This window comes from Streptomyces acidicola (genome assembly GCF_009377235.1).
Classification (GTDB): Bacteria; Actinomycetota; Actinomycetes; order Streptomycetales; family Streptomycetaceae; genus Streptomyces; species Streptomyces acidicola.
The window spans coordinates 1-22,978 of record NZ_VMNX01000150.1; the positions used below are offsets into that span (position 1 = coordinate 1).

Consider the following 22,978-nt stretch of genomic DNA (forward strand, 5'->3'; position numbering starts at 1 on the left):
AGGCAATGATCCACGTCGCCTCGATCGACAACCTCACCAAGCGCATAACGGACGAGACGACACCCACCTGGCGAGGAACCTACTAGGAGATAAAGGGCAATCCACCTAGATCAAACACCCTCTCAGATCGTGCCGGTCAGCTGCCACCCAGCACCGGCAAGCGGAGACACAGCGGCCCGGCAGCGGTTTGGACGGCGACGAGTTCCGAGGAAATCAGTGTCCACGCGTCGACACGGGTGCCGATTCGGATGCGGCAGGCAGGAGCCGCATCCGTCCCGTCGAGCAGTTCGAGCAGGACGAGACTGTCGTCGGAGCACAGGACGAGAAGGCCCTCTCGGCCGTCGGACATCAGTGGTCGCAGGCGGACAGCGTCGTTGCCGTCCGGCACCTGCCAGCGCATGAGTTGCCTGTCCGTCCGGACATCCTGGACGGTGACGTATCCGTTTCGGTGCGCCCGAGCGACGACAGGCCGCCCGCCCCAGTCGCCAATTGCCATGACCAGTTCGGTGTGGCGGTTCTTGATCACCTTGGACTCGTGGTGCAGGACGCGGACCGGCGTGCACGAGGGAAGCTCGTAGACGCGGACCGGGCGCCCGGGTGCACGCCCCAGGGCCGCATACGTTCGGTCACCGATCCGGGCGACATCAAGCGTGGGTGTTGTCCCGCCGAAACCGAAGCACTCGGCCCACAGATGCCTCGCACGCTGGCGCTTCCCGCTCGGCAGATCCCAGAGGAGGAGCCGGCGCCCGGTGTGGGCGACGAGTAGGTGATCTGTTGTCCGGGTGCCTGCGACGGCAAGAGCTGCCGATTCTCTGACCCGGAGTCGGCATGGGGGCGCAGAGCGACCCTGGGGAGTGGTGAAGCAGATCTTCTGCGATCTTTTTCTTATCTCCAGGCGCGTAACTGCCGGGAGGTCCGGATCTCTGGCGGGTACCAATCCCTCGACGGCCTTCGAGAACGGCCAAGGAGTGATCGAGCGCCCCGACTCGGGATCCAAAGCGATCCAGTCACCACCGCGACGACCCAGCACCATCTTCTTCTCCCCCACACGACCGAAGGACAGGGCTGATTTCTCCTTCCCGGAACCGTCCGGGAGAGAAGCGGTGAGTTCCTTCGGTCCGTCGATCGGGATGGTCCACGCCTTCAGCGTTCCCCCTCCTGCGGCAGTCGAGGTGGTGACTACCACCTTTCCGTGCTCCAGGGGGAGTGTGATCATCGGCTGCGCTCGGTCATCTGTTGCTACAAAGGCCACGACTTGGTCATCTTTTGGGGTCCCGCGTGTCGCAACAATGCCCCCGTCAACGGACCCCACCACCAAGGGGATGCTTTCGCCCGGCAGAACTCCCGCCACTCGCACCTGCGGACTGGGGCCACAGTCGATTTCAGTCAACCATGACGAAGGGCGCGGGCCCGTTCTCATGAGACCACTGGTGGCCACGTAGACCTTGTCTCCGCATACGGTCAGGTCGTCGATGGTCTCCCTTCCATAGCCTGCCCTCCACGACTCGACTTTCGTCCACGTAGCCGGGTCGATCACGTGTCGGGTGATCGAGAGAATGAAGTGTGTTGAATTTGCGCTGAGGTCGGGGTTGTAGTCCTCGACATGGCAGGAACCGCCTGCGGCGACGATGAGCTGTCCCTCATGCGTGCCACAGGCAAGGGCGTAGCTGTGGATCTTGCCGCCCAGCCCGTCCGAAAGCCTCAGTCGTCGCAATCCCGTGGCCGTCTCCACCACGTGAATCCCTTTCGCGTCCAGCAGGATCGCGACCGGGGAGCCGTTCACCACGGTGAGACGGCTCTGCCAGATGGATTTCTTCCGGTACGCGGGCCCGGCCGGGCAGCGTCCTTTGACGTCCCAGACGGTCACCGAGTCCGAAGTGCGCATGAGGAGCCACGCTCCGGCGCCGTCATCACAAGCGGCCAGTTCGACCACGGGACAGCTTTCCTGGCGACGCACGGGAAGTTCGTCCAGTTCCTCGCCGGTGTCGAGGTCCCACAGACGGACCCGGTGCGGAGCTTCGGTTGTCGCGATCACCGGACGTCCATCCAAGCGGAATGCCGCAACGGCGCCGATCCGGCTGTCGAATCCTCCGACCGCACGGTAGGGGGCGGCGTCCTGGAGGCTTTCCCATTCCACGTCGAACGTCAGGTCCGGAAATCGATGTTTCACGACTACGGCGAGTTGTGCCGCGTGCGTCTGAGTCGCCGCCAGATTCAGCTGGGCCGCTCTGGCGTTGAGGTCCGACTCCCTTCGCAGGTGAGGAGCGCAGCGAAGCCAGGCGTCGGCGGCTGCCACCGCGTGTCGTAGATGTGGATCGTTCCGCATATCCGGCAGTGCCGTGGCGAGTGCGCGGTGGAGGGAGGCGTCGTCGACGGTCAGGAGGAACAAGGGATCCGTGATGACTTCGGGCAGCAGGCCGTGGCGTGTCAGATGCGTGGCCAGATGGTCGATGAGGTAACGGTCGGCCTTCGGCCAGTCTCGTGTCCCCGTTTCCACGTCCATGGGGACTGCGGCGAGAAGGGCACGGGCCACCCGTCGCCCGGCGTCCGAGGCGGGGGCCGGGCGGAGATCCTCGGCGAAGGCTTCGTGGTAGAGCCGGTAGACCGACCGGCCGTGCGGGTCGGTCTGCTCCACCAGGTAGGGGGCGGCTTCGCGCAGGATCCAGCGCAGGTCGTCCTCGGTGACGGCTTCGTCCGTGAAGGTTCTGGCGATGGCCAGCCACGCGGTCCCGGGGGCAAGGCCGACGCCTTCCGCGAAGGCCAACGCGGCGAGGAGGGCACGGCCGAGTGGTTCGCGGGCGCCGAGTCGGGTGCGCAGTGACCAGTGGAAGGCTTCGCCGACGGCGTCGGTGTCCCCGAGCACGGGGAACTGTTCCAGCCAACGTGGTGAGCGCACGTCCACGACCTGGTCCTGCTGGGCGAGGGCGCGCGCCAGCAGTCGGGCGATCAGGTAGACACCGCCCGCCCGGTGGGCGATTTCCCGGGCCACTGGGACCAGGGGGGAGCCCGCCTCGGTATAGGGACTCTGGCTGCCAGGCCCGTCGGGGGCGAGAAGCAGCTTGCGCGCGTACGTTTCGATGTCGTCGGCGCTGGTCCACCGGAGGTCGTCCAGGTCGAGACGCCCGAAACCGGAACCGAGCTGTTCGCCGACGTGCGGTCGGGTGCCGATGAGCAGCCGTACGCATTCCAGCTCGGCCATCGGCACCAACAGGGCAACGGCGATGCGTGTCGGCTCGGTGCCGCCCACCGGGCCTGCTTCATCGAGTGCGTCGATGAGGATGAAAAGCGGCTCGGTTCGGTGGTGAAGTGCTTCCAGCAGATCGGTGGGGTCCTCTGTTGCCAGTCCGGCGGCGTCAGCGATACCCGAGACGATGTCCTCCAGCTGCGAGTGCCTCGCATGGATGGCGACGTCCACCGCGCGCCGCGGCAGCGGTATGTCGGTGGTTACATCGTGCAAGGTTGCCCGCCGACTGCTGTCGGCCAGCAGCACGAGCCGACCGAGCAGCGAGGACTTGCCGACTCCGGGTCCGCCGGTGACGACGAGGTTCCGGTCCGGGCCGGTGGGCGAGCTGTTCAGCCAGTCGGCCAGATGAGCGAGAGCAGCCGCCCGACCGGTGAAGTACGACCGGTCGCCACCTATCCCGTCAGCGCCTCGCCCGCGCGGACCGAAGTGAGCGATCAGTTCGGCGCGTCTGCGTTGTCCTTCGGGGCTGAGCCAGTTCCCCTGCTCGGCGAGGTCCATCGGGGCCTCGTCCTGGTCGGGAAGATCGGGAACGTACCGGGGATTGGGGAAGAAGGAGAATCCTTCGCTGTACGCGTTGTAAGCGGCGTGCTGGCTGTTTCCCAGCCGGCTGTTGATGTCTGCGATGAGGCTCGGAAGGGACAGCCAGCGCTGTCTGTTGCCGCCGTCCCGCGAGTTGTCGATCGCCCAGGCGAATGCTTCGGCGAATGCTCCTTCGCCTGCTTCCTCCTGGGCGCGGGACGCGATCACCACGGAAAGCTCGGTGACCTCGCTCAGGTCGGCTCGACCCGTGTTGAGCTGGAATTGAACCTGCCGCGCATGTGCCCGGACGGCGTCGGAAGCGCCGCGGCCGGCGAAGCACGTGTCGATGATCAGCAGCAAACGCCTGATCTTGTTCTCGGTGACGATCCCGATCAGATCATCGGTGGCGAGTGCCGTACCGGTGTACTGACCAAGGCGGCTGTCCTTGAACAGCAGATAGTGCCGGCCTTTGCGTTCGTCGTACTCGCCGTGGCCGGTGTAGTAGACGACGGCAGCATGGTCGGTATCCGTGTTTTCGGCCCATGACGTGAGTGCGCGCCGGAAACCCTCGGTGGTGAGATCGAGCAGTGGTTTTGGAACCTGATAGCCGAGCCGGGTGAACAGATCCTCGACGGTGCGGAGCTCGTCGGGGACGACCAGGAGATCCTCGTCCTGGTAGTCGTAGTGCGCGGTCCCGCAGAGCAGAGCGACTCGTTGGGCGTCGCCGCTCATGTCGTCAGCCCAGCCGCGATCGCCGTTCCCGTCTCCACCGCGGTCAGGTGACGCTCGATGGAGTGAGCCTGCCAACCATTGTGCACGGGCACGTCGTTCACGGACTTCGAGCCGTCACCGAAGAGCGGGGCGAGCTGCTTGACCAGCGCGACGACATCGTAGGCGTCGCACAGATTCGTCCACGTCCGTACGCCGGCGGGCCAGCATCCCCGGCCCTTCTGGGGCGTTGGCCGCAGCCGCTCGAAGACAAGGTACGGGATGCCCAGGGGGGAGCCGATGGAGACGAAGGTGGTGACGGGCCACTCCGGATGCGCGCAGAGCGCTTCATAGGCCACGACCGAGCCGAGTGAGTGCCCCACCAGTACCCGTGTGTCCTCTTTGACCGCCGCGGCGATCTGGTCCTGTGCCCGCGCATGTATGTCCGGCTCGGTGAGATAGCGCCGCAACTGCGCCAGGACGCCGATCAGGAACCGGTCAGCGGTACGGGCGAGGAAGCGGGATCGGCTCAACGCGTACAGGGCTCGCTGGGCGGGCCGTGGAACCTGCGCCTTGGAGCGCTCGGCGGGGCCGGGCGGGGGCGGAACACGGTCGGGTTCAGCGCGCGCTGCCTCCGCCCACATCGCCTGGAGCAGCTCCACTTCGTACGGCTCGGTGAGTGACTCGGCACTCCCCTTGACGCCGGACGGGCGGAACAAGTGGCCGTAGAACGCGGCCTCGATGTCTTCGAGGGCGAGCGACGGTCCTTCTGCCAGCCCGACTCCATCCAGGACGGCGGGCGCTATGGGTCCGTGCAGCGTCCGCGGCCCGAGGTACTCCTTGCCGATCCCGTGAACCACGACCACTGCTGCCATGGACCGTCTCCCCCGTCGCTGTCACCACTGCGTGCCGTTCATGGTAGTGACGATTGGTTGGCCGTGGCCGGCCGCTGCCAAATGGCCAATGCAACGACGGCGTTGGGGGTTACTGGCGGGCTGCGGGGTCACGTGCCATGAGGTGGTGTAGTCACTTGCCGAGCCGATTCGGTTCGGGCAGGGAAGGTAGCGGCCGTCTCCAGTCGGTTTGGTGGTGAAGAGTTCGACCATGGAGCCTTCGGAGAGGTAACGGCGATCGAAGACCTGCCATTCGTCGTGGAGTTCGGCCAGGACTGCGGCGGCGAGCCGGTCAAGGGCCGCTGGGTTGGGGAAGACCTGGACGACGTCGGCTCGCGGTGCGCGGGCTGTTGTCGTACGCCGTCTCGGTGGGGGAGGCGCCGCGCATCGCGGCGAACCTGGGCGGGATCGCAACTGTGACGACAGATGCAACAACCCGCCACAGAGCCACACCCTCCGAGAACGAGCCTCAGAGGATCAACGAACCCATCCCGTGCCACGTCACACCACACCGCTCCCGACCCCAGAGAACAGGAGGTCACCGGCCGCCTCCATGAACGCCAGCAGACGCCCGAGGGCTGGCTGTACAAGGTCTCGATCCCGGCCTGGATGGTTCAGGACGGCAAGGTGGTGCCCTCCTGGTACACGGTGTGGGTGCAGGCCCCCGCCCACGTGAGGCCGGTCAAGGGCGTCTCGTACGACGACGTCCCCACCGAGCGCCTGAAGAAGCCGTCGACGGTCCGCGAGATCCTAGCGGTGGTTTGTTGACTTCGGGCTGGGTTGGCGGTATTTGGGGTGGGCGGGGGTGGTGGCGGTGGTGACTGCCCGGCGGCCGTGTCCGCCTGCGCCTGGGCCGTTGGAGGGGTACGCGGCTCGGTTTGATGGCTTGTTCTCCTCGCTGGCCCAACGGCGGGGGTTCCGGGAGTACCTGACCGGGCTGCTGCTGCCGAGAGACCGTAACAAGACGCTGACCTGCCTGGTCGGTGCGGAACCGGTCGTCGGGGCCCAGCATCCGGCGGTGCAGCGGCTGCAGTTCTTCCTGTCGGAGTCGCGCTGGGACCACGAGCAGGTCAACGCCCGGCGCCTTCAGATGCTGCTGTCCGACCCGGCGACCGCGCCGCACGCCGGTGGGGTACTGGTGATCGACGATTCCGGCGACCGCAAGGACGGTAAGGCCACGGCGCACGTCGGCCGGCAGTGGCTTGGCCGACTGGGCAAGACCGACAACGGCGTGGTTACCGTCAGCACGTTATGGGCCGACGAGCGGCTGTACTACCCGCTGCACGCCGTGCCCTACACTCCCGCCCACCACTTTCCCAAGGGCCGCAGCTACCCCGGCTTCGCCACGAAGCTGCAGATCGCAGCCTCGCTCGCCCGCCAGGCCGCCGAGGACGGGGTGACCTTCCGAGCAGTGGCGGCCGACTGCGCCTATGGCGACCAGGACGCTTCCGTGGTGAACTGGCCACCGCCGGGCTGCCATTCGTGATGGCGCTCAAACGCCGCCGGGGCGCCTGGGCCGCCGGCCACGAGGCGTACACCCCGCAGGACGCCGCCCGCGCACTGACCTGGCACGACCCCGACCGGCCGGGCGACTGGACGGCCGTGACCCGCACCTTCCGTGACGGGCACACGACCACATGGTGGGCCGCCGACGCCTGTCTGGGCTGGTGGGGCCCGGACGGTGCCACCCGGCTGGTGGTGGCCACCACCGACCCGGACGCCCTGCCGGAGAAGTCCACCTGGTATCTGGCCACCAACCTGCCCCGCCCTGGCTCACCCCGGGCAGCCGACAGCCCTCACCCCGCCGCCGACCTTGCCGAAGTTGTGCGGATCTACGGGATCCGCAACTGGATCGAGCAGAGCTACAAGCAAGTCAAGGACGAACTGGGCTGGGCCGACTTCCAGGTCCGCTCCGATACCGCCATCCGCCGCCACCAGACCCTGGTCAACTGCGCTTTCTCCTTCTGCTGGGACACCTGGACCAGCCAGCCTGATCCGGACCCGAACCCCGAGCCCGTCCCCGACGCCGACCCCACCGGGCGGCCAGAGAGGGGGCCCACGCCTACCCCACCAGCCCCTTCTGCCCTGCTGGCCACGGGCACTGCGCGCAGTCCGCAGCTGGCTGACCCCCTCGACCGTGTTACGACGCTGGTGGCGGGCATGGTCCGGCACGCCCTCACCTCCCGAACTGCAGGCCCTGCTCGACGCGGTCAGCAGAGGACACCACCTCAACCCCTACTCCCCGGTTTAACAAACCAACGCTAGTGCAGCACCGCGTTGATCTTTCGGGGGTATGAAGCAGGGCGGACGAAATGCAGCACTGGTTCCCCGCTGTCGAGCAGGAGGGTGCGTCCGCTGGGAGTGAAGCCAGCACGTCGGTAGAGGTGTTGTGCCCGGTCATTGCTCTCCCCGGTCCATACCTGGAGGTGTGCGTACCTCTGCTTGTTGGCGTGTCCTGAGATGCCTTCGAGGAGGAACAGGCCCACACGTCGTCCCCAGTGGTCGGGGTGGACGAAAAGCATGGAGATGTGGCACAGCTCTTCCAGCCGCGCTCCGTGGCCATCGTGGTCGCGTCCCGGTTCGGCCAAGGCCATGCCGAGCACCTCATCACCGACCGAGGCCACCAGGACGAGGGCATCGGGTTCGGCGAGCTTGTCTCTTACCCGGTCGATGCGCTGCTCGGTGGGCGGTCGTCCGCGAGCAGTATTGGCTTGGCGCCAGATGTCCACTGCGGCGACGAGGTCCTCGCCGCGTGCGAGGCGTGCTGTGACCGGGGCGCCGAGATGCAGGCCGCAGGACCAGTCGAGAGCTTCCTCGGGGGTGCCGGCCGGGTGACCGGTCGGCAGGATGGTGTTTTCGTAGCGGCCGGTGTTGTCGGTGTAGAGGGCGAAGCCCCACCGGTCGGGGTCGCCGGTGTCGCGCAGGCGGCACAGCGGAAGTTCGTCGCCGTTGTCGAGCAGCGCGTCGAGGTAGGCGAATCCGGCTCGGTAGCGAACAGTGAGCTCGGTGATGGGCGGCCAGCGCCAGGCCCGCTCGGCAAGGCGTTGTCGTAGTGCTTGGGCCTTCACCGTGTTCTGCGTCGCCATGGCTTCCATCATGCCGGGGCCGCTCGGCCCGCGGCCCCGGACCGGGCTGTCAAGATCTGCGGATCGGTGGGCTGATCTCGGGGTGGGGGCAATGGCGCCGGCGAGTCCGTTCGTGATCGTTTTGGAGACTGGCGAGCGGGCCCGGCTGGAGGAACTGGCCGCATCCCGGACGGCTCCGACGGGCCCGGTCCAACGGGCCACGGCTGTATTGGCCTGCGCCGAAGGGATGTCGAACGCTGCGATAGCGCGGCGGATCGGCCGGCAGGTGGACACCATCCGGGCCTGGCGCAAACGCTTCGCCACCGAGCGGATGGCCGCTTTGTCCGATCGTCCCCGACCACGCGGCCGTCCCCGGCTCAGCCCCGCCGACCGGCTGCGCGTGATCGCTGCCGCGGCCGCAGCGCCGCCGGGACCGGACAGCACGTGGACCCACTTACGGCTGGCCGGCCACCTTCGGCTGTTCGGCCTGGCAATATCCGCCTCGCAGGTTGGACGGATCCTCGGCACCGTCGACCTCAAGCCCCATCTGGTCCGCGGCTGGCTGACCCGCCCGGCCGACCCGGACTTCTTCACCCGCGCCGCCGACATCTGCGCTGTCCACCGCAACTGTCCTGCGGGCTCGCTTGTGTTTCTTCACGACCGTCGGCGACCGCCTCGTCGACCAGGTCCAGCAGGTGTTGCCAGCCCGGGGCGGAGGTGTCCTGCCGCTCGACGTGGAATCCGACTCGAGCTCGCGGATGAGGTCTGGACTGGTCGAAGCACGAGCAGATGTCCCTGTAGGACCCTCGCCGACCTGAGGCCGGGTCCGACGTATCGCCCCAGCGGTTCACATAGAGCCTCGGCTCTTCCTCGTCCGCCATGGCGCCAAGATACGGAGATCGCCATGGGTCGGCGCGCTCATTACTCAGGCGAGGGAACCAGCGGCACCCATTGCCATGCTCGAAGGTTTGAGCGGGGAAGTTGACGCTGCTGATGGGGAATTACGTGACGTTCCACAACCGTCGTGCGGCGCAGGGCGAAGGCGACGGCCCTTCAGGGAAGGTCCTGCCGTGGGTGACGGGCCCGGCGCGGCCCGGGTCGCGTTCCTGTGCCCCGAGCACTCCGAGGGCCTGCCCGAGTGGGCGGGCACGGATGCGCACGCCGATCAGGACTCGATGCCGTGCGGAACTGTCCTGGACTTCCGGCCGACCGAGCAGTTGCTCCAGTCGCACGTGGCCCTCGGCCGCGGACCGGCAGGCGAACCACATCATCGTCACGATGCCTACAACGGGCCGTCCTCATCGACATCGCCGTCTTGCTCGCGGGTGCGGGGAGCAGTTCCACCACCCCTGTCCCCCATCGTCATGTTTGGGACCATCCCCGCGGGTGCGGGGATGGTCCCGACACCGCGACGGCGGCCGCCGTGGTCCTGTGCTGCTCCCCGCGGACGCGGGGATGGTCCCCTCAAGCCCGCCCGGTTCACCGAGCCCGAATCCGCCCGTTCCCGCCGCCGGGCATACACGCTCCCGATCGTTGTACCGGCAGGCGAGCCCATCGTCAGAGCGAACTGACTTCTGGGCTGTTTCTCGGCCGTTTCTCGGTCAAGAGGCGTTCTTGCGCGGTGGGTTGATGCCGCCGATACTCCCGAGCAGCGCTGGTCGGGCCCCGGGCTCCCACAGTGGGCCCCCGATTCCCTCGGGAGGAACGACAAGTGAGGATCAAGCGGACCCAAGTTCGTGGCGGCGCGGGCAGGCGCGCGTCACGTCCGCGTCTACTCGCCGTCGCCATGGGCCTCGTCGCCGCCATGGCGCTCGCCGTCCCCGCCGCGAGCGCCGATACCGCGGGTGAGTTCGGCGCGAGTCGGCTCGCCGCCGTGGGTGACGTGCTGCTGGACGCCGACGTGGCGGGCACAGGCTGGTATGTCGATACCGCGGGCGACGCCGTGGTTGTCATCGCGGACAGCACCGTCTCCGACGCCCAGATCGCCGCTGTCAAGCGAGCCGCGGGCCCCCACGCCGGTGCGCTGCGCATCGAGCGCACGGCAGGCAGGCTTTCCCCGCAGCTCTCAGGCGGCGACGGCATCTACTCCCCAGGAGGGCGCTGTTCGGCCGGTTTCAATGTCGTCAGCGGCGGCACGTACTACTTCCTGACCGCAGGGCACTGCACCAGTGGTCACCCGACCTGGTACACCGACGCCACGTACTCGACACAGATCGGACCCACGGTGGGGTCCAGTTTCCCGGGCAACGACTACGGCATCGTGCGGTACGCCAACCCCTCGGTCCCCGTATCCGGCACCGTCGGCACCGTCGACATCACCGGCGTGGCCAACGCCACCGTCGGGATGTCCGTCACCTTCCGCGGCGCCGTCTCCGGCGTCGTCAGCGGTGTCGTCACCGGCCTCAACGCCACGATCAACTACGGTGGCGGCGATATCATCTACGGCCTCATCTCCACCAATATCTGCACCCAACCCGGCGACAGCGGCGGCGCGCTCTACTCGGGCGACAAGGCCATCGGCATCCTCTCGGGCGGAACCGGCAGCTGCGCCACTGGCGGTACGTCGTTCTTCCAGCCGGTCACAGAGGTTCTGAGCGCCTACGGCGTCAGCATCTACTGAGCTCTCCCAATCCCCGCACCTGCAGGCACGGTCCCGCAGGCCTCAACCCGTCCGCCTCCAGGGACGGTTCGACTGCTCGTTGGGTGGTATGACCGATTCAGTGAAAGTGCCTGCGAACGGCGCCTTCATGGCGCAAACTCGCAGGTGAAGAAGTATGCTCCCCGCGCGAGCGGGGATGGTCCCGGGCGATCGCATGAGTCTGCCGCTCGGCAGCCTCGGCATATTCTCGACGGCGGCCGAACGCTGACCCTCTGACGACTGATCGAAAGTGTGTGTGGCGGTAGCCCTCCCACGCGGTCTCCCGGGCACACACCAGTCCGGTGGGCGCAGGCGGGGCGTCGGGGCGACGTCGTCCTGCTCGGGGACGGGCACAGAGCTGGGCGCGCGGATCCGCAGCGCGTGGACGACCGTGCGCCCCGCCGACCGGTTGGCGGCGGGTGGCGTCCCACCTGGACATCCCTTCCTGGACCTTCAAGATCCATTGTCAGGGTGTCCACTCCAAAGGATCAGCCTCATCTTTCCCGCTCCCCCGGCTCCGGCGCGTCAGGTGCTCGCCGCGCGTGCCGCTGCCAGGTCTGTCGCCAGTCGCTCTTCGACCGGGACACTCAAGTCGGAGTACTGGCCGGTCAGGCAGACGGGTCCGGTCCAGCCCAGGTCGGCCAGTTGGCCGAGGACGGCCGACCAGTTCGAAAGGCCCTCGGCGCCGGGGACGAACCACGGCTTCCAGCGTCCGCCGACCGACTCCCCGGCGGGCTGGACGGGCACATGGACGACGTTCTTGAGGTTGACGATGCCGAGCCGGTCCGCGACCAGCGGCAGCGTCACCGACGGGTCGTCACCCGCGAGCGCGTCGTGGGCGGCATCCCACACCATCCGGAAACCCTCCAGTGGCAGTCCGTCGAGGAGGTCCATCACGCCCAGCGCGGAGGAGACGAAGCGTCCGTGGTGCGGCTGCACGCCCACCTGCACGCCGTACCGTTCCACCAGGGGTGCGGCGGCCTCCAGGCGTTGCCGGAAGCGGCGAACAGAGGCGGTGTAGCCGTCGGGGCCGAGTTCGGCCATGACGCGGATCATCGGTACGCCCGCGGCCTGGCAGGCGGCGAAGATGGGCTCGGCCAGGCTGCTCGCGACGCTGATGACTTCGACGCCTTCGGCTTTCAGCTGTGCGGCGAAGGTGGGCAGCAGCCGCTCGGCCTCGGCGGGGGTGACGTGGGCGGTGTCCCGTACGGGGACCTCCGCACCGGTGAAGCCGAGTCCGGAAACCAGCTTGCCCAGTTCGTCGCCGGGCAGGGCGGACCAGGGCTTGGTGAAGACGGACCACAGATATGTCATGGGTCAGCGGCCTCCGAGTCCGCTCATGGTGATGCCTTTGACGAACCATCGCTGGGTGAGAAAGAAGAGCAGGATCAGCGGGATGGTGGTGATGGCGGCGGCCATCAGCAGCAGGTTCCACTGGGTTCCGTTGGTGGACTGGAACACCTGCAGACCGACCGAGGCGGTCCTGGTGGCGTCGCTGTTGGAGATCACCAGCGGCCAGAGCAGGTTGTTCCACTGGCTGATGAACTTGAACACGGCCAGGGTGGCGATGGCCGGCACGGCGAGCGGGATGATCACCCGGATGAAGGTCTGCCAGCGGTTCGCCCCGTCGAGGCGGGCCGCCTCCTCGTAGTCCCGGGGGATACCGAGGAAGAACTGCCGGAGCAGGAAGACCCCGAGCGCGGTGAACGCGTGCGGCAGGATCATCCCCGCCCAGGTGTCGACGCCGTGCAGTTTGGCGACCAGGATGAACTGCGGGACCAGGGTGACCTGCGTCGGAATCATCAAGGTGGCCAGATATACGCCGAACAGCACGTTGCGGCCGCGGAAGTTGAGCCGGGCGAAAGCGTACGCGGCCAGCGCCGCGGTGATCGTCTCCAGGATCGTGGTGCCGCCGGCGAAGATGACGGTGTTCAGCAGATAGCGGCCGAGCGGGACCAGGTCGAAGGCGCGGCCGATGTTCTCCGTGTGCCAGCTGCTCGGCCAGAAGGAGGGCCTGGCCGCCATCGATTCGGTGTCGGACTGGAAGGCGACCAGCACCATCATCACGATCGGGGTCAGGGTGAGGGCCATGGCCAGGAAGCAGCTGAACACCAGCAGTTTCCGTCGCGCGACGGGCGAGCTGTGCCATGGCGCGGGGGCGGGGATGTCAGACGTCATAGTGGACCAGCCTCCGCTGGAGGAGGAACTGCATCGCGGTGATCACTGCGATGAAGGCGAACAGCACGATCGACTGCGCGGCTGCGTAGCCCTGCTCGTAGTTCTGGAATCCGGTTTGGTAGATGTACATGACGAGGGTGGTGGTGCGTGCACCCGGTCCGCCGTCCGTCATCACCAGTGCCTGGTCGAAGACCTGGAACGAGTGGATGATCGAGGTGACGACGACGAAGAACACCGACGGGGAGAGCAGCGGCAGTGTCACGCTGAGGAAGGTCCTCCACGGTGTGGCGCCGTCGACCCTGGCGGCCTCGTAGAGCTGCTGCGGGATGGCCTGCAGTCCGGCGAGGAAGATCACCATGCCGAAGCCGAAGCTCTTCCAGACGCTCATCACGATCAGAGCGGGCATCGCCCAGTCATCCGAGATCAGCCACGCCGGACCGTCGATGCCGAAGACGCCGAGCACGGCGTTGACCAGCCCGTCGGTGGGAATGTAGAGCCAGATCCAGACGAAGGCCACGGCGACGGTGATGGTGGCGTAGGGCAGCAGGAGCAGCGACCGGAAGACCGCGATGCGCCGGAGCCCCTGGTTCAGCAGCAGGGCGAGCGCCAGGCTGACCAGCAGGGTCAGCGGGACGCTGACGAAGGTGAAGTAGAGGGTGTTGCCGAATGCCGACCAGAACGTGGGGTCCGGTCCCAGCCGGGTGAAGTTGTCCGGCCCAGCGAAGCCGGGCGGGCTGAAGAGGTTCCAGTCGAGCAGCGAGATCACACCCGCGGCGATGACCGGGCCGGCGGTGAAGACGAGAAACCCGATCAGACTGGGCAGCAGGAACAGCCAGGCGGCGAACGTCTCCGAGCAGCGCCACCGAGGGCGCGGGCCGCCGAGCTGCCGGGCCGGGGTCCCGGGCATGGCGGTGCGGGTCTGGAGGGCCATGGTCATCCTCACTCACTGCGCCGGTCGGCCTGTCGGACGGCGTCCCGGTGCTGACGCATCAGGACGTTCAGTCGCGGGGTGAAGCTGTCGATGGCTTCGGTGGCCGTCAGATCGCCGAGGAAGGCCCGCGGCAGGTCCTGGCTCAGCAGCTGTCGCACCCGGTTCCAGTTGGTAGTGACGTCGAAGGGGTGGCCGCCGCCGGCCCGGCCCTTGAGAATCTTCTGGACAAGGCCGAGGTTGGCGGGCGGCGGCTTGAAGGCGCTGCCCGACGAGAGCCTGGCCGGGTTGTTGCGCCCGGCTGTCGCGTAGATGTCGAGCGCGCCGGTGCTGGTCAGGGTCTTCAGCAGCCGCCAGGCCAGATCCAGGTCGGAGCCGTTGACGCCGGAGGGGATGGCGAAGCAGGAGCCGGACACGCGCGGCTTGCTGCCCGCGGGCCCCGCGGGGAAGGGGACGATGTCCCATTCGAAGGGCGCCTTGCGGACGTTGAGCACCTGCCAGGGACCATTTTGCATGAACGCGACATCGCCTTGGAGAAAGTTGGCCAGGGCCATGCCGCTGGCGTTCGCGCTGACCAGGTTGTTGATCGGTGGGGTTACACGGTCCTTGACGAACAGATCGATGACGAAGTCGATGGCGTGCCGGGCCTCGGGGGCGTCCATGGCACTGGCGTCGCCCTTGTCGTTGATGACGTTGCCGCCGGCGGAGTAGATCCACGACACGAGGTCGTCGATGGACGGCGCGCAGGTAAACCCGTAACCGTCCTTGGGCCCGCTCAGCTCGATCGCCAGGTCCCGGAAGGTCTGCCAGGTCATGGGCTCGGTGGCGGACGGCGGGTCGATGCCGTGCCTTTCGAGCAGCGTCTTGTTGTAGTAGAGCACGACCGGCGCCACATCGAAGCCGATGCCGTAGGTCCTGCCGGCGAAGGACGAGATCGACCGGATCGCGGGGTAGAAGTCGTCGAGGTCGAAGTCCGGGTCCTGGGCGATCAGGTCGTCCAGCGGGCGGTGTGCGCCGCGGGAGGCGTAGGTCGGCAGCAGCCAGCCGTTCATGCCGGTGACCAGGCTGGCTGTTCCGCTGACCAGTTGGAGGTCAAGCTTGGTGGGGTAGCCGTCCGACGGGGTGAGCGTCGAGACCGACTTGACGTTCATCCGCCGCTCCACATACCTGCCGAAGTCGGCCCAGACCTTGCCTTCCTCCGGGCTGCTGGACCACATGGACCAGGTGCCGGTGCCCGGCGGTGGGCCGGAGGAGCAGCCGCTCAGGCCCGCGGCCGCCAGCCCTCCGGCTGCCGTCTTGAGCAGGGTGCGGCGGGACAAGCTGGAAGACATCGTCGTCTCCTCGCTGTTCACAAAGGTGCCGTGGTGAGCACGTACTCTGGTGAGGGCGTGCGGAGTCAGATGAAGGCCAGGTCCGCCGACTCGGCTCGGATGCGCTCCTCGTCGACCTCGATACCGAGGCCGGGAGCGGTGGGGACGGTCGCGACGGCCGAGACGATGTCCAGCCCGTCGGCATACAGGCCGGTCAGTAGCTCGGGGCCGTTCAGCTCGGCCGGAAGAGCCAGTTCCAGCTGGCTGAACAGGTGCAGAGCCGCAGCGAAACCGATACCGCAGTCCGTCAGACCGCTGGCGAGCACCTCCAGGCCGCCGGCCAGGGCGACTTGGGCTGTCTTCAGGGCACCGCGGATGCCGCCGGATTTGCAGAGCTTGACGACCACCAGGTCGGCGGCCTCCAGGCGGATGGCGCGGGCCAGGTCCTGAGCGGTGAAGCTGCCCTCGTCGATGGCGACCGGGAGGTCGATCATGCTCCGCAGCCGTTGCAGGCCGAGGATGTCGGTGCTCGGCACGGGCTGTTCCACGCAGTGGATTCCCGGAACGTCGTGCAGCGCGCGCAGCAGTTGCTTGAGCGCGCTCGGCCGGTAGGACTGGTTGGCGTCCAGCCAGATGGGCTTGCCCGCGGCGATGTCGGCGACCGCCATGACAGCCGCGGCGTCGGCGTCGGCGTCCCCGCCGATCTTCACCTTGTACGCCGGGTAGTGGGCGGACTGCCGCGCATGCTCGCGGACCGCCGACGGCTCCCCCACGCCGATGGCCGAGCAGAGGGGAATGGTGTCCCGTACTTTGCCGCCCAGCAGGGCGTGGACCGGCAGCCCGGCCAGTTTGCCCGCCGCGTCGTGCATCGCGATGTCGACCGCGGCCCGGGCGAACGGAAAGCCGTTGGACACCGCGGGACTCAGCCGGCGGTTCGCTCGCGTGTGGAACAACTCCACGTCGAAGGGGGTGAGTTCGAGGAGAATGGGCGCGAGGTGCCGCTTGATGACCACGGCGATCGTCTCGGCCGTCTCATAGCTCCAGCTGGGCAGGGCCCGCTGCTCGCCCCAGCCGACGACCCCGTCCTCCGTGGCCAGCCTGACGAAGATCACCGAACCCGCCTGGTCCGGGGTGCCCACGGTGCCGCTGCCCAGGACGAACCGCCGGGCGAACGGTACGGCCACGGGGAACACGTCGACCGCCGTGATACGCGACATGGGAGGGGTGGGTCCTTTCACGGGAGACCTGAAGAGGGCTGGGCCCAGGCGTTGTCGGGGGCGTCCCGCCCGCCCTTCGGGACGGTGGGCTTTCGTACGCCGCAAACTGCCAGGGGCACACGCTCGTACAGCACACGGGTGATGCGGCGTACGCGTTATGCGGCGGTCGGCCACGCGGCGGGATCGACGAAGCTCGGGCCGCGTACGCCCTTGTCCAGCCAGCCCACGGCATCGGCCAGCACATACCCCGCCAGCGCGAGATGCCCCTGTGTGGTGTCCCCGGCGATGTGCGGGGTGAGCAGCAGGTTCGGGCAGCTCAGAACGGATTCGCCGAAGCTCGGGGGTTCGGGGTCGTACACGTCCAGCGCGGCGAGGAGCCGGCCGGACTGGACGTGGTCGAGAAGCGCCGCCTGGTCGACGGCGGGGCCGCGCGAGGAGTTGACCACGATCGTGCCGTCGGGCATCGCCTCGATGAGCTTGCGGGTCACCATTCCCCGGGTCGCCGGGAGATCGGGTACGTGAAGGGAGACGAACGCGCAGCCGAGCGTCTCCTCCAGCGAGGCGGTGCGGACGCCGAGCTCGGCTGCCCCCGCCTCGTCCAGGTACGGGTCGTACACCGCCACGTCGCACCCGAACGGCTTCAGCAGGCTGATCAGGGCGCGTGCGGTGGAGCTGGCGCCGACGACACCCACCGGGCTGCCGGCGAGTTCACCGCCCCTGAAGTCCTTCTGCTTCCATCCCCCACCGCGCACCGCGGCATCGAAGCGCGGCAGACGGCGGGCGAGGGTGAGCATCGCGGCCAGGCAGTACTCCCCCACCGACCAGGCGATCCGGCCCGCGGCGGAGAACACGGTCACGCCCTGGTCGAGCACCTGGCGAAGGCTCCCGCTATCTACACGACATCTGCGCCGCCCTGATCGGCGTGGACCGCTACGCCGTCAGCCAGCTGACCTCACAGGTACCGACCATGCTGGCCCTGGTACGAGCCGGACTCGGATGCGCACTGATACCACGCTCCATCATGACCATGGGCGTCCACGGTGTCCGCTACCGCGAACTCGCCCCCGCCGACGCCCACTCCGTGACACTCCACGCCTGCTGGAGCCCGGACAACCCCAACCCCACCCTCCACCGGCTCGCGGCCGCTCTCACGCGTGAGCCACGATTCCACGGGTGAAGCCCCACCGCCTCACCCCACCTGACACGCTGATCAGTGCCCAGACCTACCTGGAAGAGCCGCGTGAGAGAGCGATGTCTGATTGCCGCCGGCGTGCCGCCAGCTGGCCGACCATGCCGACGGCATGACCAATCCATTGACGACCGGCTCGGCCGCCGTCCTCACTGGCATGTACAGGGCCGAGGCGCAGTACCTGGCGGCCGGAGGCCCGGCCGGGCTTCGTTCGACCTCCTTGCTCCGTTCTTCACGTTCGATGTCGTACCGCATCAGACCGACGCTCTGCTCTGCGGCGGCGTCTGACGTGGGCACTCGGGCATGGAGCGGTGCCCGAGTGGATAGGCTCCGCCTGGCCATGCGTCGTCTAGCGGCCCAGGACACGGCACTCGGGTTCGCCCCGATGCGGAAACCCCGGTTCGAATCCGGGCGATGGCCACCCTTGGCCAACTACACCACTTCGCGGGACGCGACCCATCGACTTCGGCCCTCAGGGCCATCTCACCAAGCAGCTTGGGTACGAGCTCTTCGGTATCGATGAGGCGAGCCTGGCCAAGCACATGCTGAAAGAGGCGAAGGGCGAGCTGGGCGAGCTGCTCGTGCCGATAAAGGGCGGCGACTTCGAAGAGCACCTTTGGCTGCTGCCTGCGTGCAAGGACGCGTTCCTCCTTGACGCCAAGCTGGCCACGACCAAGGCCGTACGCATCAAGGAGTCAGCTCTGGAGAAGGCAGTGGAGCCTCTGGAGCAGGAGTTCGACTACATCGTCGTCGACTGTCCCCCGAGCCTGGGCTACTCCATGGACACTGCGCTGTACTACGGCCGTACGCGGGACGGTGAGGAGGACGGTACGTCCGGCGTGTGGTCCCGGTTCTGGCCGAGGACTCCTCCGCCGACGCGTACGACATGCTCTATGGCCAGATCGAGGACCTGATCGAGGACATGGAGATCGACATCGCCCTGCTTGGTTTCGTGGTCAACATGTACGACAGCCGTAAGGGCTATGTCGCTACGTCATCGCTGGACGCATGGAACAGCATCGGCGATCCCGCTGTCCTCGCCGTCGTTCCCGAACTGAAGGATCAACGCGAAGCAGTCCGCGTGAAGAAGCCCCTTCTGGTGCACGCCCCCTACGGCGACCAGGCGGACGCCATGCGAACGGTGGCACGGAGGATCAGCGCATGAGCAAGGCCGACCAGCTGGGGACAGGAAGGTCGTTCGGCCAGGTGGGGAGGGGCCGCAGCGCGCGCGGCCGTGCCAAGGCCGTCGCCCAGGGCGACCTGCCGACGTACGAGCTCGTGCGACTGCACCTGGAGGAGGTTTCCCCCACCCCGTTGAACCCGCGCCGCAACTTCGGCACCGAGGCGGAACTCACCCGGTTCGGAGAGGAGCTGCGCCAGGCACAACTGGCGGCGTGCGTGGCGGTCACCCGCGATGCCTATCTGACGCTGTGGCCCGACCACGGGGAACGGATCGGCTCCGCCAAGCATGTTCTGATCAACGGCGAGCGCCGTTACCGGAACGCTCACCAGGTAGGCCTTGAGGCCCTGGACTTCGTTGTCCGCGATGATCTGGCTTCCTCCCGTGAACAGTTCATCAACCACCTGCTCAAGGAGAACCTTGAGCGCGAGGACTTTGACGTCATAGAAAGGGCTCGCGGAGTGCAGCAGCTCGTGGACGTCTGCGCGGAGGAGTCGGAACGGGGTGCTCGTTCCCGCGCCGCTGAGCAGCTCGGCAAGGACCGGTCCTGGGTGACGAACCAGCTCACGCTGCTGGAGCTGCCGGAAAAGCTCCAGACGATGCTCAGCGCGGGCGGCCTCGCAGAACGCGACGGCCGGCTCCTGGCCCGGCATCTCAAGGACAACCCGGGACTTGATGCTGCCGGCCTGATGGAACACCTTGAGCAGTCGAAAGCACAGGCTGCCGCGGTCAAGGAGCAAGACAGAGCAGCGCTGGATGCCGCGCGGAAGGCATCGGCAAGCACCACTGCCGTGCCGTTGTTGTCCGCGGACAACAACGGCACCAGCTCGGATGAAGACGAAGCGGAGACGAAGCAGCCCGCTGGTTTGTTGTCCGCGGACAACAAACCGTCCGGGCAGTCCGACGAAGAACGCGAGTCCGCCAAGCAGTCTGATGTCCCGCCCGGTGCCTCATCGTCCGAGACGTCATCATCTCTTCCTGGGCCTCGTCATGACGGGACCGACGGCACAGCAACGCAGTCTGATCAGGGTGGCGGAAAGCAGCCGCGCGTGCTGCCGTACAACGACCCCATCTATATCTTTCGGCATCTGCAGATGAAGATGACTCCCGACGACTTCGTGAAGTGCGCGCGATTCTGGGTGACGGTGCTTCGCGAGCAGCACCCCGACCAATACGGTGCGCTGCTGCAGGAGCTGACCGAACAGCAACAGCCGAGCTGAGCCCGGAAGCTAGCCGGGAACGCAGAAAGGCCCGTACGCCCCGCGGGGCGTACGGGCCTTTCTGGACCTATCTCCGGACCCTAGTCAGTCGGCCGCCCACTTAGCCATCCACGCCTCGTTCTGTGCCGAGATCACCAGCTCGCAGCGGCTGATGAAGGCGTCGTCGCTCCGGATGCTGTCTGCCGGATGTTCCCGATCCGTCCCCGCGCCCGCCGACCGGCGGGCCAGGAGGCTCTCGAGTTCGGCGGCCGTACGGGAGAACTCCAGTTCCTGGTAGGCGTAGCGGGCCGCGGCCGCGTGAGCGGTGACCGTGGCGGTCACCGTGGTGACGGTCGCCACCCAGAGGGCCGCGCTGTCCGTGCCGTAGACGGCGGCGAGAGCACCCAGCCCGGACGCGACGACGGCCAGGGACAGTTCGCAGCGCCGCACGGCCGTGCACCTGCGGGACATCAGCGCAGCGCGCGGCCGGTAGTAGTCGCGGATCTGTCCGGTGAGCCGTATGGCGGTGTAAGAGCCGACGTCGCTAACCTCCGGCAGCGGGCGCTGCCTGGGTACCAGGCCCTCGGTCCGGTGCAGCAGGTCGCCGGCCTGGGCCGTCACACGGTCGGCCCGGTCGAGGAGGGTGCCGTCGATTTCGCCCTCCCGGTAGACGTCGGCGCGGGCCAAGGCCATGTACACCTCGCTCTTGAGCGCCTCGCTGACCGAGCGCAGCCGGGTCCAGTCCTGGAGCGAGGACGCCCCCAAACGGCTTGCCGCGACGGGCACGAGTCCGGCGGAGAGGGCGCCCAGGAAGGTCAGGGTACGACCCAGCGTCGGGTGCCCGCCCATGAGCTGCGCACCGAGCGTCGCCAGCGCGGCGGCCGCAATCCCCAGCACCAGTGCTGTGGCACGGGCCCTGCCGATCGACCGCTTCGCAGCGTCGGCTGCCTGCGACCACATGCTCTGCCGGTTCCAGACGTGCTCGGCGACGGATTCACCCAGTTCCACCATGCGGGTGATTCTGCCAGCCTTGGTTGAGGGAGCGTCAGTAAGGCGGTGGGGGGCAGCGGATGGTGGAAGGACAGCGGGAGTCCCGGGGCGGGGCAGGCCGGCCCGCCCGGCCCCCGCGCGTCGCCGCGGAGCTGAAGCAGTCCCGGATGTGGGGGGTGATGCTCCAGTCGGTGGGCGTGGTGGCGATGTCTCTCGGCATGGCGAGCGGAGCGCTCGCGTACCGGTCGATGCGCACATGGCACGCAGAGCATGGCTGGCCCGCCGTCGCCGTCGAGTTGGCGCTGATGGCCGCCCTACTGGCGGGCGGCCGGCGCGCGCTGCGGCACGGCAGCCGACACCGGGCCCCGGTGCTGCGGGCGCTGGCCGAGCTGCCGCAGGACGAGCGGACCGTGCTGTTCCTGCGCTCCTTCGCGGACGACGAGGGTTTCGCCCGCGTGCAGCGCGGGCCGGTCAGGGATGGGCCATGGGCCGCCGACACCGACACCGAGGAGCAGCAACTTCGGGAGGCGGTAGCCCCGTTCGGCACGATGGTGGCGCTCGGCCGCCCGAAGGACCGGCTGCCGCAGGTCGGGGCGGGGCGGCACTACTCGTCGGACGAAGGGTGGCAGGCGCAGGTGCTCGCCGCCCTGGAGCGGGCGGCACTCGTCCTGCTGGCCTGCGGCCCGGGCCGGAATCTCCGCTGGGAGGTGGAGCAGGTGGTCGCACGGGACCAGCCGGAGCGGCTGGTGCTGATCGTGGTCAGGGATGCCGTACAGTACGCGTCCTTCCGGGAGGCCATGCAGGATGTCTTCCCCAAGGGGCTGCCTTCCCTGGATGCGGAGGGCGAGGGCAACGGCCGGCCGGAGGTCGTGGTCGACGGACCGGACACGTACATCAAGGACGCCGTCTGGTTCGACGCCGACTGGACGCCCCACCTGACGCCCCTCGGAGCTGCGGATCCCGAGGTCGAGGTGATCTGGCTGATCGACCGCCTGGCCTGGGTCCGCAGCGCGTTCCCCCTGGCCATTCGGCCGGTCTTCCGCCGGGCCGGCCTCGACCCGCCGGGCCTGCCGCCCGGCCGGATGAGCCGCCCGCGGGCCGTCAAGGTCGCAGTGCCGCTGATCGCGCTGGCCTGGGCGGGGTTCCTCGCTATGCCGCAGGCCGGAGGGACGAACGGCCTCCCGACGCTGCTGGTCTTCGTGGGGCTGCCGATGGGCGGCCTGCTGATGCGGACCTGGTTCGGCGGTCAGGTCGCCATGGGCTTCGTGAAGATCTTCTCCGGGATCTTCGCGGTGCTGCTGTGCCTAGCCCCCCTGCTCCCGGACGCGTCCCAACGGACCCTTGGGTTCCTCCCTTTGGGCCTGGCGCTGGCGGCGGGAGTCCTGCTGCTCAGTCGGCAGGACGTCCGCCGCTGGAAAGCCTCCGGCGCCTACCGCTCGGGCCGAGCGGAGCCCAGCTAATGTCCCTCCCCTCGTAGCGTGGAGTCCCTGAATGCAGGGGAAGTTGAGGCTCATGGGGTCCAAGCAACGGACGTATACGCCTGAGTTCCGTGAGGGTGCTGTACGCATTGTGATCGAGACGGGCAGGCCGATCCCGGAGGTCGCCGAGGAGCTCGGTGTCCACTCCGGGACGCTGCACAGCTGGGTGTCGCGGTGGCGGCGCAACGGCTCGGCCTCCTCCGACCGGCCCGCGCCCGCTGCCTCGAGCGGTCGGCTGCGGG

At 68.0% G+C, this 22,978-nt stretch carries 19 protein-coding genes, 1 tRNA gene and 2 pseudogenes; 11 read left to right on the plus strand and 11 right to left on the minus strand.

The window, feature by feature from the left end; genetic code table 11:
- Positions 1 to 136: 136 nt before the first annotated feature.
- The 3 genes and pseudogenes from FPZ41_RS30680 to FPZ41_RS30690 all read right to left on the minus strand — a co-directional run.
- Positions 137 to 4,495, minus strand: coding sequence for a caspase family protein (locus FPZ41_RS30680; protein ID WP_152866900.1), 4,359 nt, complete (start codon positions 4,493 to 4,495; stop codon positions 137 to 139).
- Positions 4,492 to 5,346: an alpha/beta hydrolase family protein gene (locus tag FPZ41_RS30685; protein WP_152866901.1), complete on the minus strand. Its 855-nt coding sequence runs from the start codon at positions 5,344 to 5,346 to the stop codon at positions 4,492 to 4,494. The genes FPZ41_RS30680 and FPZ41_RS30685 overlap by 4 nt, the downstream gene beginning before the upstream one ends.
- Positions 5,347 to 5,559: 213 nt before the next feature.
- Positions 5,560 to 5,700: pseudogene (locus FPZ41_RS30690) on the minus strand (transposase); the annotation flags it as partial.
- A gap of 273 nt (positions 5,701 to 5,973) precedes the next feature.
- On the opposite strand from FPZ41_RS30690, the gene FPZ41_RS48770 reads away from it, so the two are divergent.
- Together FPZ41_RS48770 and FPZ41_RS50625 are read left to right on the plus strand one after the other, a co-directional pair.
- A complete protein-coding gene (locus tag FPZ41_RS48770; RefSeq protein ID WP_228023081.1) occupies positions 5,974 to 6,132 on the plus strand; it encodes a hypothetical protein in 159 nt (52 codons plus the stop codon).
- Positions 6,133 to 6,181: 49 nt separating this feature from the next.
- A pseudogene (locus FPZ41_RS50625) lies at positions 6,182 to 7,629 on the plus strand (IS701 family transposase).
- Here FPZ41_RS50625 and FPZ41_RS30705 read toward each other — a convergent pair.
- Positions 7,626 to 8,753 (minus strand): GNAT family N-acetyltransferase, encoded by a 1,128-nt coding sequence (locus FPZ41_RS30705; protein ID WP_322620931.1) that lies wholly within the window; start codon positions 8,751 to 8,753, stop codon positions 7,626 to 7,628. The pseudogene FPZ41_RS50625 and the gene FPZ41_RS30705 sit on opposite strands and share 4 nt — an antisense overlap.
- Between FPZ41_RS30705 and FPZ41_RS50390 the strand changes: the two genes are divergently transcribed.
- The gene (locus FPZ41_RS50390) at positions 8,677 to 9,414 is read left to right on the plus strand and encodes a helix-turn-helix domain-containing protein (RefSeq protein ID WP_407698841.1); all 738 of its coding nucleotides are present in this window, start codon (positions 8,677 to 8,679) and stop codon (positions 9,412 to 9,414) included. The two genes, FPZ41_RS30705 and FPZ41_RS50390, sit on opposite strands and share 77 nt — an antisense overlap.
- A 726-nt stretch (positions 9,415 to 10,140) precedes the next feature.
- Entirely contained in the window at positions 10,141 to 11,049 is a 909-nt protein-coding gene (locus FPZ41_RS30725; RefSeq protein WP_322620932.1) for a S1 family peptidase, read from the plus strand.
- A gap of 543 nt (positions 11,050 to 11,592) precedes the next feature.
- On the opposite strand, the gene FPZ41_RS30735 is transcribed toward FPZ41_RS30725, so the two are convergent.
- The 6 genes from FPZ41_RS30735 to FPZ41_RS30760 form a co-directional block, all read right to left on the minus strand.
- Positions 11,593 to 12,381 (minus strand): sugar phosphate isomerase/epimerase family protein, encoded by a 789-nt coding sequence (locus FPZ41_RS30735; protein WP_152866904.1) that lies wholly within the window; start codon positions 12,379 to 12,381, stop codon positions 11,593 to 11,595.
- Between the two features lie 3 nt (positions 12,382 to 12,384).
- Positions 12,385 to 13,245: a carbohydrate ABC transporter permease gene (locus FPZ41_RS30740; protein ID WP_152866905.1), complete on the minus strand. Its 861-nt coding sequence runs from the start codon at positions 13,243 to 13,245 to the stop codon at positions 12,385 to 12,387.
- Positions 13,235 to 14,176, minus strand: coding sequence for a carbohydrate ABC transporter permease (locus FPZ41_RS30745; protein ID WP_228023084.1), 942 nt, complete (start codon positions 14,174 to 14,176; stop codon positions 13,235 to 13,237). The genes FPZ41_RS30740 and FPZ41_RS30745 overlap by 11 nt, the downstream gene beginning before the upstream one ends.
- Before the next feature lie 8 nt (positions 14,177 to 14,184).
- Positions 14,185 to 15,504: an ABC transporter substrate-binding protein gene (locus FPZ41_RS30750; protein WP_152866907.1), complete on the minus strand. Its 1,320-nt coding sequence runs from the start codon at positions 15,502 to 15,504 to the stop codon at positions 14,185 to 14,187.
- 65 nt (positions 15,505 to 15,569) lie between these two features.
- Entirely contained in the window at positions 15,570 to 16,700 is a 1,131-nt protein-coding gene (locus FPZ41_RS30755) for a mandelate racemase/muconate lactonizing enzyme family protein (RefSeq protein ID WP_152866908.1), read from the minus strand.
- 155 nt (positions 16,701 to 16,855) lie between these two features.
- The gene (locus FPZ41_RS30760; protein WP_322620933.1) at positions 16,856 to 17,572 is read right to left on the minus strand and encodes an NAD(P)-dependent oxidoreductase; all 717 of its coding nucleotides are present in this window, start codon (positions 17,570 to 17,572) and stop codon (positions 16,856 to 16,858) included.
- Between the two features lie 29 nt (positions 17,573 to 17,601).
- On the opposite strand from FPZ41_RS30760, the gene FPZ41_RS30765 reads away from it, so the two are divergent.
- The 5 genes from FPZ41_RS30765 (at position 17,602) to FPZ41_RS30785 (ending at position 20,289) form a co-directional block, all read left to right on the plus strand.
- Positions 17,602 to 17,877, plus strand: a complete 276-nt coding sequence (locus FPZ41_RS30765; protein ID WP_407698843.1) for a LysR substrate-binding domain-containing protein — start codon at positions 17,602 to 17,604, stop codon at positions 17,875 to 17,877.
- Between the two features lie 348 nt (positions 17,878 to 18,225).
- A tRNA-OTHER gene (locus tag FPZ41_RS30775) sits at positions 18,226 to 18,310 on the plus strand.
- Between the two features lie 94 nt (positions 18,311 to 18,404).
- Positions 18,405 to 18,803 carry a ParA family protein gene (locus FPZ41_RS50395; protein ID WP_407698844.1) on the plus strand — a complete coding sequence of 133 codons (399 nt, stop codon included), beginning with the start codon at positions 18,405 to 18,407 and terminating at the stop codon, positions 18,801 to 18,803.
- The gene (locus FPZ41_RS50400) at positions 18,776 to 19,054 is read left to right on the plus strand and encodes a ParA family protein (RefSeq protein WP_407698842.1); all 279 of its coding nucleotides are present in this window, start codon (positions 18,776 to 18,778) and stop codon (positions 19,052 to 19,054) included. The genes FPZ41_RS50395 and FPZ41_RS50400 overlap by 28 nt, the downstream gene beginning before the upstream one ends.
- A complete protein-coding gene (locus tag FPZ41_RS30785) occupies positions 19,051 to 20,289 on the plus strand; it encodes a ParB/RepB/Spo0J family partition protein (protein ID WP_152866909.1) in 1,239 nt (412 codons plus the stop codon). Before FPZ41_RS50400 ends, FPZ41_RS30785 begins: the two co-directional genes overlap by 4 nt.
- Before the next feature lie 84 nt (positions 20,290 to 20,373).
- Here FPZ41_RS30785 and FPZ41_RS30790 read toward each other — a convergent pair whose 3' ends face one another.
- Positions 20,374 to 21,279: a DUF4231 domain-containing protein gene (locus FPZ41_RS30790; protein WP_194236265.1), complete on the minus strand. Its 906-nt coding sequence runs from the start codon at positions 21,277 to 21,279 to the stop codon at positions 20,374 to 20,376.
- 59 nt (positions 21,280 to 21,338) lie between these two features.
- On the opposite strand from FPZ41_RS30790, the gene FPZ41_RS30795 reads away from it, so the two are divergent.
- Positions 21,339 to 22,718, plus strand: a complete 1,380-nt coding sequence (locus tag FPZ41_RS30795; RefSeq protein ID WP_194236266.1) for a hypothetical protein — start codon at positions 21,339 to 21,341, stop codon at positions 22,716 to 22,718.
- A gap of 52 nt (positions 22,719 to 22,770) precedes the next feature.
- Positions 22,771 to 22,978, plus strand: a 208-nt coding sequence (locus FPZ41_RS30800) for a transposase (protein ID WP_152866912.1), incomplete at its 3' end; no start/stop codon positions are given.

Bases quoted from the DNA above. Each gene is read 5' to 3' on its own strand.
- FPZ41_RS30740 (WP_152866905.1), bottom strand. From the start codon at position 13,245: ATGACGTCTGACATCCCCGCCCCCGCGCCATGGCACAGCTCGCCCGTC.
- FPZ41_RS30750 (WP_152866907.1), bottom strand. From the start codon at position 15,504: ATGTCTTCCAGCTTGTCCCGCCGCACCCTGCTCAAGACGGCAGCCGGA.
- FPZ41_RS30680 (WP_152866900.1), bottom strand. From the start codon at position 4,495: ATGAGCGGCGACGCCCAACGAGTCGCTCTGCTCTGCGGGACCGCGCAC.
- FPZ41_RS50400 (WP_407698842.1), top strand. From the start codon at position 18,776: ATGCTCTATGGCCAGATCGAGGACCTGATCGAGGACATGGAGATCGAC.
- FPZ41_RS30790 (WP_194236265.1), bottom strand. From the start codon at position 21,279: ATGGTGGAACTGGGTGAATCCGTCGCCGAGCACGTCTGGAACCGGCAG.
- FPZ41_RS30685 (WP_152866901.1), bottom strand. From the start codon at position 5,346: ATGGCAGCAGTGGTCGTGGTTCACGGGATCGGCAAGGAGTACCTCGGG.
- FPZ41_RS50390 (WP_407698841.1), top strand. From the start codon at position 8,677: ATGTCGAACGCTGCGATAGCGCGGCGGATCGGCCGGCAGGTGGACACC.
- FPZ41_RS30755 (WP_152866908.1), bottom strand. From the start codon at position 16,700: ATGTCGCGTATCACGGCGGTCGACGTGTTCCCCGTGGCCGTACCGTTC.
- FPZ41_RS48770 (WP_228023081.1), top strand. From the start codon at position 5,974: ATGGTTCAGGACGGCAAGGTGGTGCCCTCCTGGTACACGGTGTGGGTG.
- FPZ41_RS30795 (WP_194236266.1), top strand. From the start codon at position 21,339: ATGGTGGAAGGACAGCGGGAGTCCCGGGGCGGGGCAGGCCGGCCCGCC.
- FPZ41_RS30785 (WP_152866909.1), top strand. From the start codon at position 19,051: ATGAGCAAGGCCGACCAGCTGGGGACAGGAAGGTCGTTCGGCCAGGTG.
- FPZ41_RS30735 (WP_152866904.1), bottom strand. From the start codon at position 12,381: ATGACATATCTGTGGTCCGTCTTCACCAAGCCCTGGTCCGCCCTGCCC.
- FPZ41_RS30745 (WP_228023084.1), bottom strand. From the start codon at position 14,176: ATGGCCCTCCAGACCCGCACCGCCATGCCCGGGACCCCGGCCCGGCAG.